An 11,726-nucleotide genomic window follows, 5' to 3' on the forward strand; every position below is an offset into this window, starting at 1 on the left:
CCAAGCCATCATCGCTCTAGCACACCGCAGACTCACCGTCCTGTACGCCATGCTCCGAGACAACACCCTCTACGACACCCCAGAACTAGCCCAAGCAGCTTGACAAACAACATAGGGGCACCCCCCATCACCCGAGTTCACAACAGGGGCTTACCAACGTTCCCGGGTCAATGCTGAGTTGACCGAGCGTACCGACGAGCCTCACCTGAGCGCGTGGGAGGTCAGCTATGACGGTTTCGATGCGGGTGTTGAGTGCCGGTGACGGAGACCGATCGCTCTCAACACCGTTGACGAGGTGCTACACGGAAGAAGGAACACCGCCCGGTTTATGGATTGGCTCTGGCCTGTTCTGCCTCGGTGAAGTACTCAGCATCGAGACCAGCAACACCGCTCGCTGGTGGCAACTCCACGAGTAGCAAGGCCTCACGTTCAGCCCGGTCGGATAGTGATCCCGAATGAAGCCTCACTTGCCGGCACTGGCTCTCCTGACCGCATCACCGCCATCGCCGAAGACGAAGGAGCGATAGTGTTGCTGGTCGATGCCGCCTAGGCTGTCTAGCGGCAAGATACTCAGACGGTAACCCAGCTCAATGAGCGTGCCCGCGCTGATCTGATCCTTGACGGCATCAGCCACACGGGAGAACCTCTAGGTCGCCATGACCCGCGGCCGCGACACCAACCATCCGTATGTTGCGGTTGATCCCGTCGCTGATGCCGCTTCTTTCCCTTGATAATAGAGGAAATCAAGGCCTGGAGCTGATCACAAGGGTTTGAAAAGCACCTACGAAGGCCCACAAATGAACCGGGTGCCTCCAGTATTGGAGGTGCCCGGTTCTTTCCGTTTTGGTTTCAAAACGGATTCGAGCCCGTGAGGGGTGGTCCACTGGTAGAGCCAGAACCTAGACTGGCAACCATGAACCGCTGGGTGGCGCTATTACGCGGAGTGAACGTTAATGGCATCACCCTGCGTAGCGGCGAGCTTGCACAACTTTTCAGTGATTTGGGTTTCTCGAACGTGCGCACGGTGCTTGCCTCAGGCAACGTGTGTTTTGACAGCGAGGTTTCCCCTGGGGTGCCGGAACAAGCGCGGCTCAAGCTGGCTATCGAGACGGGCCTGCGCGAGCGATTCGGTTATGAGGCATGGATCGTGCTTATCGAGCAAAACGGGCTGACAGAGATCATTCAGTCCTACCCGTTTGAAGAAGACGCGCAACACCACGCCTATGTGGTTTTTGCCTCGAGTGATGAGTCGCGAGACGAACTGGTTGAAGCGGCCTCCGCACAAGAGAACGGCGCGGTCGAGCAAGTTGGCGTGGGGAAGGGTGTGGTGTACTGGCGCTGCCCGAAGGGTGAAAGCACCTCGACCCCATTTGCAAAGATCGTGGCCAAAGCTCGCTTCAAGGCCACAACAACTAACCGAAACCTGAACACCCTCAGAAAACTTGAGAACGCTTGAGACTATTGTTCGCCGTGGATCGCTCGGCGCTTGCGGTCGAGCAGTAACGCGATGGCAAGGCTCAATCCCCACGCAAGGAACAGTGGCGACCACAGGTAGGCGTGGCCCCGTAATCCGTTCAGGTCTTGCGCCTCACTAAACCACCCAGCCAGCGAAAGATGGGCTGCGGTTGTGTACACCCCGCCATATGCAATCAACCCGAGCGCCCAGACCCCAATAGATGCTCGCCAGCGCGTGCAGGCCACCGAAAATCGCCGTTCCCAGATACGCGACACGCGCTCCCGTTGGAATGGGAGCAGTCGAGCCGGATCCTCGAGTATCATCCATGAGCACCTCTCGATATGGAACTACATAGCCTTGCTTCTCGCAACTATGCCCGGACTTGCTGGTTGGAACCAAGTACTGCTCACCGATCTGGCCTTGAAGAATCAAAAGCATACGAGTTTTCTTCAGCATTGAAAACGAAGTAGATCGGATAGCGTCCACTTGGCTGTCCGTCAGTTGGCCATTGTTCAAACCGTAGACGAGTACAGTTCGGGTTCCCGTTTCAACCGCTTGCTGACGTTAGCGGTTAGGGGCGCTCCACACACTGCGGCGTTATTCTGTGCCTGTGAGTGACGATGCGAATGCGGTAATGGCGTCGTCGTCAATCGAGTCAACGTCCTGACTAGTCTTAGCGATCCGCTTGGTGATGAAGCGTTCGGCCAGATTCATTGCGGAGAACAGGAACCGCCCCGCGAGGAAAGCTTCCGTGGCTGCTTGCTTCCTCAGGTGTTTGGGGAAAGCGTTCGCGAGTTCTGTGGCCTGCTTCGCTGGATCCTGTTCCATCCCACACACAAACAAACCAAGCCGTTTGCCTGAGAGCTTTACAGTACGGCAGAAAGCCTTCATATCTGACTTGGGTTGGCCCGCGTAGATTGCAGTGCCAAGCACAACGGTCGAATAGGGGGAGAGGTCGGGGGAGCCATCAGCTAGGTCAAATAGGGTGGTGTTTCCGCCTATTCGTGTGGTCATACGGCGCGCAATCTCGGCTGTTGTCCCATGTTTCGAAGCGTAAACGATCGCGGTACTCATTCCTTTTCCTTTGTCATGTGCCCAAGTGTGTCGTGTAAGCGCATCAGTCCATTGCCAAGCGCAATAAGTTCTTTGCGCGTGAATCCGGCATACAACTGGGCCATGAAGTCCCGGGCTTGTCCTTCAGTCGCACGGCCCCACTCGTCCAGCTTCTCAGTAGTAGCAACACGGCTTACCCGACGATCCGCCCCATCAGGAACCAGAGTCACAAAACCCTTACGAGCCAGCTTGTCCAGTATCTGGCGAGTGTTCTGGTGAGAGGTATCAGCTGCTTTCGACAACTCGCTCAATGTGGGTGGTTCATCGAACTGAGACAGTGTCGCCAGCAGCCACCACTGCTTCGCCGTCACTTCCGGCATGGCGGCATCTAACACCCGCTGGAGCCGATTCGCTACAGCGAACACTGAACCGAACACCAGAAGTTCAGTATCCAGCGTCGTAACTCCGTTTTCCATATCCACTACTTGCCTCTTTCCATCGATATAGGTAAGAGGTTACATAAATAGGTGAGAGGTCACAAGTAAGCGGGGGTTATCTCGTGGATGTAGTCTTCAGAGGGGCCTAGACACGTGGCACATTGTCGCTGGCCTCTCGCGCTGGAACTCAAGAGAGTTCTACAGGAAGGAATTTGCGCATGTCGCGTATATACCTCGACCACAATGGAACCACTCCGGTAGCGCGCCAAGTGGCCGATGCTATGTGGCCCTACCTGACTGAGTACTTCGGCAACCCGTCAAGTTCAACACCGCAGGGCAAGCTGGCTCGCAGAGGAATCGATACTGCTAGGGAACAGGTTGCGGCATTGATCGGCGCGCACCCGGACGAGATCACCTTTACGTCCGGCGGCACCGAGGCCAACAACTTGGCCATTCAGGGCACGGCGCGCACTGCTCGCACCCACATCGCTGTCAGCTCTGTGGTTGAGCACCCGGCCACACTTCAGCCCCTAACACGGCTTGCCGAGCAAGGTTGGGTAGTGCACCATCTTAGTGTCGATGCCGCGGGCCGAGTCAATCCGAACAACGTGCCTGAGGGTCCGGTTGGATTGGGCACGTTGATTCTCGCTCAAAATGAGGTGGGAACCATTCAGTCAGTGTCTGCCGTTGCCGAGCGTGTTCACTCGGCTGGCGGTGTTATGCATGCAGACGGTGCTCAGGCGGTAGGAAAGGTTCCTGTCGCGGTGGATGAACTAGCCGTTGATCTCCTCAGTATCGCCGGGCACAAGCTGTATGCACCGAAGGGTGTCGGTGCGCTCTATATCCGGCGTGGCACGGCGATTGCGCCCGTACTTGTTGGTGCAGGACAGGAACGGGGATTGCGGCCCGGTACCGAGAACGTTGCCAGCATTGTTGGGCTGGGTGCAGCCGCCGAACTCGCTCAAGGACTTCTAGAATCGGAACCCGCCCGCCAGAGGGGACTCCGGGAGTTGTTTTGGAGAAGTCTTTCGCCGGCGATTCCCGGCCTGGTCCGCATTAGCCCCGCCGAGGGTTGCCTACCGAACACGCTCATGGTTGCTTTTCCCGATCAGATCGGCAGCAACCTGCTCGACGCTCTGGATGGTATTGCGGCGTCGACAGGAAGTGCCTGTCACTCCGGCGTTCACACGCCCGCCGCCACCCTTCTCGAAATGGGCATTGAGCCCCGGATCGCCCTTGGTGCGCTCCGCCTTTCCATCGGCCGCGCCACGACTGAATCTGACGTCCATACTGCGGTTGCCGCATTAGCTGAAACAGCGGCGAGGTGACGGGAGGAACGGGAGTAGCTTCTACTGATTGGTCACCAACTGGTGTATGGTCATTACGTGCTGACCATTGCTTCTCGTGTTGACGTGATGAACCGGCTGGGGCGTGCTATGGCCGATCCGACCCGTTCGCGCATTCTGCTTTCTCTGTTAGACAAGCCGGGATACCCGGCGCGGCTCGCTCGCGATCTTGGGCTGAACCGGACCAATGTATCGAACCATCTGGCGTGCCTGCGCGGGTGTGGGATTGTTGTGGCGGAACCCGAGGGCAGACAAACCCGGTACGAGATTTCGGACCCGCACATTGCCGCCGCGCTGACCGCACTGGTTGATGTCACACTCGCGGTTGACGAGCAGGTGCCGTGCATCGACCCGGAGTGCTCGATTGCTGGCTGCTGCGGTTCTGACACACAGGAACGTGCTGAAACTGAGATCGAGGGTGTGCGATGAGCGGGGAGTGCTGTGGCCCTAACGAATCGCATGGCGAGGAGCATGAGGAGTTGGCGCCGTGGTGGCGCGACCGTGCTCTGGCTCTGCCAGTGACCTCCGGCGTGTTGTTGGTTGCCGGGCTGATCATGGAGTGGACAGGCCTAGACGTTCCCGCAATCGTCTCCTTCTCTCTTGGACTGCTTGCTGGCGCATGGACGTTCGTGCCAAGCACGCTCAAGCGACTATTCAACGCTAAGGGCCGTGACCGGCTGGGTGTGGGATTACTGATGACGATCGCCGCTATTGGTGCCGTGCTACTCGGACATGTTGGTGAGGCAGCAGCGCTCGCGTTTCTCTTTTCCATCGCCGAGACCTTAGAGGATCGTGCCATGGATCGCGCCAAGCAAGGGCTGCGCGCATTGCTCTCACTGATCCCCGAGACCGCCCGTGTCTCGCGTCCCGACGGTGAGCAGATAATCCCTGCTGGCGAGGTACGCGAGCGAGACATCCTCACCATTGGCGCTGGAGAACGCCTTGCCACGGACGGAGTGGTTACCGAAGGCCGCTCTTGGCTGGATACCTCGGCGATTACCGGTGAATCCATCCCCGTCGCGGTCGGCCCTAGCGATCAGGTGCTTGCTGGCTCGGTTAATGGCTCAGGCACGTTGCACATCGAAGCAACCGCAGACGGGCGGGACAACTCACTAACGAAGATTGTGCATCTCGTCGAGCAAGCCCATGCAAATAAGGGCGAGCGCGCGCGAATGGCTGACCGAATTGCCAGCCCTCTGGTGCCGATAGTGCTCATCGCGGCCGCTCTGATCGTCGTATTCGGGTTCTTCGTGGGCGATCCCAGTATGTGGATCGAGCGCGCCCTAGTTGTCCTTGTCGCCGCATCACCATGTGCGTTGGCGATCGCAGTGCCCGTTACAGTGATCTCCGCAATCGGTTCTGCATCGAAGTTCGGTGTTGTCATTAAATCTGGGGCAGCGTTCGAACAGCTGGGTACGATCCGTCGGGTGGCGTTCGACAAGACCGGCACACTAACCCGCAACCACCCAACGGTCGCTGCCACCTACGCAGCTGATGGCCGCCTGGGGGCCGAAGTCCTCGGCCTCGCGGCTGCGCTGGAAGGTTCGAGCACACATCCCTTGGCGGAGGCCATTACAGCAGCCGCGACGGACAGGCCGGTCGCCGCCGAGGTGCAGGAGCAGCCCGGCCACGGACTCGCTGGGATTGTCGACGGCCGTCGGGTGCGCGTCGGTAGCCCACGCTGGGTTGACCCGCAGGCGCTCGCCGCACAGGTCAGCGAGCTAGCCGCACAGGGCATGAGTATCATCGTGGTTGAGGCCGACTGCCTTGTAGCCGGAGTGATTGGTATTCGCGATGAGCTACGTCCCGAAGCTGCAGAAGCGATCGCCGCCTTGAACGCACAGGGCGTTTCGACGATCATGCTTACCGGAGACAACACCCGCACGGCTGAAGCGATCGCCTCTCAGGCGGGCATCGATGAGGTTCACGCCGAACAGCTTCCTGCGGACAAGGCCGAGCAGATTCGCCAGTCCGCCGACGCGATGCCGACAGCAATGATTGGTGACGGCATCAACGATGCCCCCGCGCTAGCTTCGGCCACGGTCGGGATCGCGATGGGCGCGGGTGGTTCCGCTGCGGCTGTGGAGGCCGCTGATGTTGCGTTCACCGGCACCGACCTGCGGTTGATCCCTGATGCTCTGGCTCACGCTCGCCGGGGCCGAGCGATCATGACAGGCAATATCGCCCTAGCGCTGGCGATCATCGTGGTGCTGTTTCCTCTGGCGCTGTTCGGGGTGCTCGGTCTGGCCGCGGTAGTGCTGGTACATGAGGTCGCGGAAGTTGTCGTGATCCTCAACGGAATCCGAGCAGCACGCTCGAAGCGCCGTCCCCTCCCAGCTGTGGACAGCGAGGATAAGAACTTGGTCAGTAGCCCTCACGAATGAGCGTCGGTTGAAATAGCGCGCCATATCCGGCCAAAAAGTACATGTAGTTGCTTTTTGGCACGGACTCAATCTCGGTGCCGCGCCGTGGGAGGATAGGAGCCTGTTGGCCCTTGCGGTTACTCCCGTTTGTGCTAGCACTGCCTGCGGCATTCGATCTTGCGGCGCTCGTCGTCGTTACTCAAACCCTCGTTGAACTCCTCGTGATGGTACTTTTCGTACGACTTGTCCCACAGCTCCTACCCCTGGGGCCGCAAAGCTCATAGAACCCTACTATTGCCACCCGAACTTCTTAGTCTGTACTATAGTACAAACTAGAACAAAGGAGGTTTCGATGGAAGCGGAGAATCCATCTCGCTGCTTCACGCCGAAGCGGTCCCGGCGCTCTGATGGTGACCGAACTCGCGCGGCAATCATGACAGCTACAATCGCGTTGATTGCCGAAGAAGGACTGGCGGGGACAACGCAGCGTAAGGTTGCCAAGCGGGCAGGGGTATCTCTTGCTTCGATCACCTACCATTTCGCCACGCTAGACGAGCTGTTCGAGGCGGCCTTTGATCGCTTGATTGATGACTCTGTTGCCCGATTAGATCAACTGAAGCCAGACGCCCAAGAAGGAAAGATCTCGATTTCCGAGGCTTGGGATCGCGTTGTCCGTGACCCGGACGGGCGCACCCCTGAACATGTGATTGGGAGCTTCGAATTGCTCGTGGCGTCAATACGGCAGCCTCAACTGCGGCCGGCGTCAATCAAACTGCTCGATGCGCTGAACGGGTTTTTTCAGACTTGGACGGTAGGCCCTGACCCAGCACGGAGTGCACTTTCGCTCATGCTCGGGCTGAGTTTGACTGAGGCTGCATCGGGGCGGCAGTTAGGCGAAGCTGACATCGCCAGCGTATTCAGCGATTTCGGGCTGTGGCCCGACGATAAGGCCATGCAGCACGCTTAACTACAGAAATTCAAACAGCACTATTTGTCTAGAAAGGCAGTCAACATGACTCAACTTGGAGAATCTAGGATCGAAATCTCCCCGCTTTGCCTCGGTGGGAACACGTTTGGCTGGACAACAGATCAGCCAGCCTCATTCAGAGTTCTTGACGAGTACGTAAATCGCGGGGGCAATTTCATTGACACTGCGGATTCGTATTCTGTCTGGATCCCGGGGAATAAGGGCGGCGAGTCAGAGTCTGTCATCGGCTCGTGGGTTGCTGAACGAAACAACCGGGATCAGGTTGTTATTGCGACCAAGGTCGCCCAGTTGCCAACCCGGCCCGGGCTCTCGGCTGCCAACATCGCGGCCGCTGCTGAGGACTCTTTGAACCGCCTTCAGACTGACTACATTGACCTTTATTACGCTCATCAGGAGGACACATCGGTTCCTGTTGAAGAGTCTGTTGGAGCGTTTGCTGAGCTCCAAGCAGCAGGAAAGATCCGCGAGGTTGGGCTATCGAACCACAGTCCTGAACGAGTCCGTGAATGGATCGCGGCAGCCGACAGTATGGGTGTTCGCCGACCTGTCGCTTTGCAACCTCACTACAATCTGGTGAAACGCGAAGATTTCGAGTCGAATCTGGCTCCAATCGCGGAGCAGTCCGCCTTGGCCGTTGTGCCTTATTACTCGCTAGCTAGCGGCTTGCTAACGGGCAGGTATCGTCCGGGTGAGCCTCTCACGGGTTCGCGCGCACCCGTTGTACAGACCTATATCAATGACAATACGGAGAACGTGCTGAGCGCTCTGTTCGATGTTGCTCAGGCCCATAGTGCGGAACCAGCAAGCGTTGCTATCGCGTGGCTGCTGGCACAGCCTACCGTCGTTGCTCCGATTGCATCGGCGTCCAAACCCGAACAACTAGAGGCGCTCTTCCAAGGCGTTTCCCTCGAGCTCTCGGCCGAAGAGCTCGGTTTGCTGGACCGCGTGAGCCGCTAGACCGAGCTCTCCTGAGCTCAGGGGCAAGCTCCGACTCCGAGCCGAGTATGTGGTCAGTTGGCTGAGCTAAGAAAATCTCGGAGCGACTCGGCGGGTTTCCCCGTGATTTGCTCGACGGCATCGCTTACGGGTACCAGTTCTCCGGCGGCGATTGCCGTGTAGGTGGAGACCCATGCGTCGTACTCCCACTGCGGGGCGTCCCAAGCGCGGCGCGACTCATAGGCTTCATCGATGGTCTCGTTGTGGAATGAGACTTCGCGCCCGGTGACATCGGTGATGGTCTGCGCGATTTCGTCAAAGGTGAGTGCTTCTGGCCCCGTGAGGTCGTAAGTCTGCCCGGTGTGTGCGGTGGGGTCATGAAGCACGGCGGCCGCGACGCGGGCAACGTCGGCTCGCGTCACGGAGGCGACCCGCCCGTCTGCTGCGGGGCCACGGAGCACGCCGTCGCTACCAACCATGGAGGTAAAGAAGTCCGTATACATGTTGTCGCGAAGGAATGTGTATGCGATGCCTGACTTGATGATGTGTTGTTCGGTTGCCCAGTGGTCGCGGGCGAGCGTGAAGGTCGCATCGGGCGCCGCCTTGAAGTAGGAGAGGTAGACGATGTGCTCGACTCCAGCTTCAACAGCTGCGTCAATGAATGCCCGATGCTGGTCTAACCTTTCAGAACTCTCGGAAGCGGACACCATGAAGAGGAGCTTAGTCCCGGAAAGTGCGCTTCGTGATTCTTCAGTGTTTTCGTAGCTGTTCTGTACGGCAGTGGCTCCCGGCAGTTTCGGGGCCTTGTTGGGATTTCGGGCGAGGAGGCGCTGGCTGAGGCCGTCATCAGCGAGATGCTGGGCTACCAGCCCGCCAATATGGCCAGTTGATCCAGTGATGGCGAGTGCGGGAAGGGACATAGCTAAACTCCTCAAGGGTGCAAACAACGTTTAGTGGCTCCCATCGATACTAGCGTTTTGAGGAAGGTGCTGGCTTCTGTTGGGTTGGAGGTTCTTATGGGTGTTCACTTGACCAATTGGACAATAGACGTCATAGAAGAAGCCGTGGGGCTTAGGTTCAGTGCAGTGAGTTCAAGAATGAAGATCAAGCCTGTCTCAGCATTGTGGACGAAGCGGACACGCGAATCCCTTTGAATTCACAACTACATTTAGCGTTGTTTCAGAAATGGTGCTATCCGCCAATGCGCGCCGTTTCGTGGCATACTATTTACAATATCCAGCCAGCACCTAGGGAGTTGAATTACGGGACGGGCGCCGTAGCCTCACATACCTGTAACACTTACTATCTTCGGCACGAGTACCGCCAAGTGTGAACGGTAAGAGTCGGTGTCCCTCAGCGTAGAGAGGAAAGGAAGATAGTGGCCGCGAAATATAATCTTCAGCCGAATGAAGTTGTGCTGCTTAAAGACGAGCATGTCATGCACGGTGGTTTTTGGTCGTCGTACACCGATGAGTTGATACTCACCAACCTCAACTTGGTGCTGGTGAAGAAAGGCATGTTCGGTAATTCAAAAGGAAATCTAACGTTTCCTTTGAATCAAATCAAAGTCTACGGTCAACAGGCGCAAGCTGTGATCGGGAAAGCTGCGAACGACACAAAAGTACTGGAGGTGTACTTCGTGAATGGGGAGGAAAAGTTTGCGTTTCAGTCAGGAGGGAAGAAAAAGCTCAACGACTGGATCGGCAAGATCAACCAAGTAGTAACGGGAGTAGAAGCACCCGTCCACCAAGACACGGGAATGGCAATTCCAGGTGCAGCTATGGTCGCCGATGTCGTGAACGACACGCTTGGAGTTTTCAGATCCGCATTTGGTTCGAAGGCAAAAGTCCCGGTGAAAGTCACAAGAAAGTGCAACGGTTGCGGCGCTCCGGTATCAGGCTCTACGGGTCAGATGATCGCCTGCGAATACTGCGGTTCGAGCCAGCAGCTTCGAGGTTGAGTAGAAGGGATTAGCAATGGGTATCATTCAGGCCTTCACCGGAGCTCTCAGCGGAACATTCGCGGACCAGTGGAAAGATATTATCACCGCAGGTTACTTTACTGAGTACTCGGTCGTGGCTCCAGGCATACACCAGCAAGCCAACAACCACCGTGGTGTCAACTCCAAGGGTTCAGCCGATGTCATCACCAACGGCTCGAAGGTTTTCGTCCCCGAGAACACCGCGGCCTTTATCTTCAGCCAGGCAGGTATCGAGGATGTCATTACTCAAGCTGGTGGGTATGAATACTGGGCCGGACAACCAAGTATCTTCAGCGGGGAAGGCTTTACCGCACCGATCGTCAAGCAGACCACGGAGCGCTTCCGCTTCGGTGGTCAGACTTCTGACCAGAAGTATCTAGCCTTTGTCAACCTCCGTGAGATCCGTGGTCTCAAGTTTGGCACGCGAGGGCCGGTAGTCTATCACGATAGCTTTTACGACGCTGATCTAGAAATTATGGCGTTCGGAACTTTCTCGCTCCGTATCGTTGATCCCGTCGCGTTCGTCCGCAACTTTCTACCCGCGAATGCACGTTATTACGCTTTCGATAGCCCACAGGCCCGCCAGCAGATCTCCTCCGAGTTCATACAAGCGTTCCTTGTGGCAGTCAATTCTCTCTCGGCGACCCATCGGATTTCGGAACTACCAGCGCAGGCCGGATCTATCGCTGAACTGATTGCCGACGACAGCTCTGCTCTTGGCTCTTGGATCACTAGGTATGGATTGGATGTAGTACAGGTGGGTATCGAGAGCATCGAATTCTCGCCTGAATCGCGAAATCTGGTTAAACAGTACGCCAGCAACAAGATGAACCTCTCGGCATTCGAGGCGATCTCACAGCAAGCGTCGAATATTGCAGCCCAACAGAAGGTTTCTCAGGGTGTTCAGGATCACGGTTTAGGAGACGGTGGCGGAATGTTATTCGGCATGAATCTTGCGCAGGCAATCAACCCGTTGACTGCAGCTCCAGTTGCACCAGTAGCTGCTGCAAGTGCGCCCTCACCGTTGCTTTCATTGGATGAGCAGATCGAAACCATTAAGAAGCTGAAGGAACTTGTTGACGTCGGGATCCTGTCTCAGGATGAGTTCGAAGCAAAGAAGAAAGAGGTCTTCGGTCTCTGAGCTCTCATCGTGCTAGATGTGTCTA

At 57.2% G+C, this 11,726-nt stretch carries 13 protein-coding genes; 8 read left to right on the plus strand and 5 right to left on the minus strand.

What is annotated here, in order from left to right; all coding sequences use genetic code 11:
* Window positions 1–463 precede the first annotated feature (463 nt).
* Window positions 464–634, minus strand: a complete 171-nt coding sequence (locus DD236_RS12090) for a hypothetical protein (RefSeq protein WP_165819900.1) — start codon at window positions 632–634, stop codon at window positions 464–466.
* Window positions 635–913: 279 nt separating this feature from the next.
* Here DD236_RS12090 and DD236_RS10515 point away from each other — a divergent pair, with 279 nt between their 5' ends.
* A complete protein-coding gene (locus DD236_RS10515) occupies window positions 914–1,456 on the plus strand; it encodes a DUF1697 domain-containing protein (protein WP_109094363.1) in 543 nt (180 codons plus the stop codon).
* Between the two features lie 2 nt (window positions 1,457–1,458).
* Here DD236_RS10515 and DD236_RS10520 read toward each other — a convergent pair whose 3' ends face one another.
* The 3 genes from DD236_RS10520 to DD236_RS10530 all read right to left on the minus strand — a co-directional run bounded on the left by DD236_RS10520 (window position 1,459) and on the right by DD236_RS10530 (window position 2,985).
* Entirely contained in the window at window positions 1,459–1,779 is a 321-nt protein-coding gene (locus tag DD236_RS10520) for a DUF3995 domain-containing protein (protein ID WP_109094364.1), read from the minus strand.
* Window positions 1,780–2,053: 274 nt separating this feature from the next.
* A complete protein-coding gene (locus DD236_RS10525; RefSeq protein WP_109094365.1) occupies window positions 2,054–2,530 on the minus strand; it encodes a flavodoxin domain-containing protein in 477 nt (158 codons plus the stop codon).
* Complete coding sequence (locus DD236_RS10530; protein WP_133246094.1) at window positions 2,527–2,985, minus strand: MarR family winged helix-turn-helix transcriptional regulator; 459 nt, start codon at window positions 2,983–2,985, stop codon at window positions 2,527–2,529. The genes DD236_RS10525 and DD236_RS10530 overlap by 4 nt, the downstream gene beginning before the upstream one ends.
* A gap of 179 nt (window positions 2,986–3,164) precedes the next feature.
* Here DD236_RS10530 and DD236_RS10535 point away from each other — a divergent pair, with 179 nt between their 5' ends.
* The 5 genes from DD236_RS10535 to DD236_RS10560 all read left to right on the plus strand — a co-directional run bounded on the left by DD236_RS10535 (window position 3,165) and on the right by DD236_RS10560 (window position 8,600).
* Window positions 3,165–4,274, plus strand: a complete 1,110-nt coding sequence (locus DD236_RS10535) for a cysteine desulfurase family protein (protein WP_109094367.1) — start codon at window positions 3,165–3,167, stop codon at window positions 4,272–4,274.
* A 57-nt stretch (window positions 4,275–4,331) separates the two neighbouring features.
* Window positions 4,332–4,721 (plus strand): Cd(II)/Pb(II)-sensing metalloregulatory transcriptional regulator CmtR, encoded by a 390-nt coding sequence (cmtR, locus tag DD236_RS10540; protein WP_109094512.1) that lies wholly within the window; start codon window positions 4,332–4,334, stop codon window positions 4,719–4,721.
* Window positions 4,718–6,676, plus strand: coding sequence for a heavy metal translocating P-type ATPase (locus tag DD236_RS10545; RefSeq protein ID WP_109094368.1), 1,959 nt, complete (start codon window positions 4,718–4,720; stop codon window positions 6,674–6,676). Before cmtR ends, DD236_RS10545 begins: the two co-directional genes overlap by 4 nt.
* A 331-nt stretch (window positions 6,677–7,007) precedes the next feature.
* Window positions 7,008–7,622 (plus strand): TetR/AcrR family transcriptional regulator, encoded by a 615-nt coding sequence (locus DD236_RS10555; protein ID WP_109094369.1) that lies wholly within the window; start codon window positions 7,008–7,010, stop codon window positions 7,620–7,622.
* Between the two features lie 45 nt (window positions 7,623–7,667).
* The gene (locus DD236_RS10560; RefSeq protein ID WP_109094370.1) at window positions 7,668–8,600 is read left to right on the plus strand and encodes an aldo/keto reductase; all 933 of its coding nucleotides are present in this window, start codon (window positions 7,668–7,670) and stop codon (window positions 8,598–8,600) included.
* Window positions 8,601–8,653: 53 nt separating this feature from the next.
* Here DD236_RS10560 and DD236_RS10565 read toward each other — a convergent pair whose 3' ends face one another.
* Window positions 8,654–9,499, minus strand: coding sequence for an SDR family oxidoreductase (locus DD236_RS10565; RefSeq protein WP_109094371.1), 846 nt, complete (start codon window positions 9,497–9,499; stop codon window positions 8,654–8,656).
* 458 nt (window positions 9,500–9,957) lie between these two features.
* Between DD236_RS10565 and DD236_RS10570 the strand changes: the two genes are divergently transcribed.
* Together DD236_RS10570 and DD236_RS10575 are read left to right on the plus strand one after the other, a co-directional pair.
* Complete coding sequence (locus DD236_RS10570; RefSeq protein ID WP_109094372.1) at window positions 9,958–10,539, plus strand: TFIIB-type zinc ribbon-containing protein; 582 nt, start codon at window positions 9,958–9,960, stop codon at window positions 10,537–10,539.
* Window positions 10,540–10,555: 16 nt separating this feature from the next.
* The gene (locus tag DD236_RS10575; RefSeq protein ID WP_109094373.1) at window positions 10,556–11,701 is read left to right on the plus strand and encodes an SPFH domain-containing protein; all 1,146 of its coding nucleotides are present in this window, start codon (window positions 10,556–10,558) and stop codon (window positions 11,699–11,701) included.
* Window positions 11,702–11,726: the final 25 nt, after the last annotated feature.

Origin of the sequence: Ancrocorticia populi, assembly GCF_003123745.1 — a bacterium.
Classification (GTDB): domain Bacteria; phylum Actinomycetota; class Actinomycetes; order Actinomycetales; family Actinomycetaceae; genus Ancrocorticia; species Ancrocorticia populi.

Coding starts and splice junctions, on each gene's coding strand:
- DD236_RS10560 (WP_109094370.1), top strand. CDS start 7,668: ATGACTCAACTTGGAGAATCTAGGATCGAAATCTCCCCGCTTTGCCTC.
- DD236_RS10530 (WP_133246094.1), bottom strand. CDS start 2,985: ATGGAAAACGGAGTTACGACGCTGGATACTGAACTTCTGGTGTTCGGT.
- DD236_RS10520 (WP_109094364.1), bottom strand. CDS start 1,779: ATGATACTCGAGGATCCGGCTCGACTGCTCCCATTCCAACGGGAGCGC.
- DD236_RS10575 (WP_109094373.1), top strand. CDS start 10,556: ATGGGTATCATTCAGGCCTTCACCGGAGCTCTCAGCGGAACATTCGCG.
- DD236_RS10525 (WP_109094365.1), bottom strand. CDS start 2,530: ATGAGTACCGCGATCGTTTACGCTTCGAAACATGGGACAACAGCCGAG.
- DD236_RS10555 (WP_109094369.1), top strand. CDS start 7,008: ATGGAAGCGGAGAATCCATCTCGCTGCTTCACGCCGAAGCGGTCCCGG.
- DD236_RS10545 (WP_109094368.1), top strand. CDS start 4,718: ATGAGCGGGGAGTGCTGTGGCCCTAACGAATCGCATGGCGAGGAGCAT.
- DD236_RS10565 (WP_109094371.1), bottom strand. CDS start 9,499: ATGTCCCTTCCCGCACTCGCCATCACTGGATCAACTGGCCATATTGGC.
- DD236_RS10515 (WP_109094363.1), top strand. CDS start 914: ATGAACCGCTGGGTGGCGCTATTACGCGGAGTGAACGTTAATGGCATC.
- DD236_RS10535 (WP_109094367.1), top strand. CDS start 3,165: ATGTCGCGTATATACCTCGACCACAATGGAACCACTCCGGTAGCGCGC.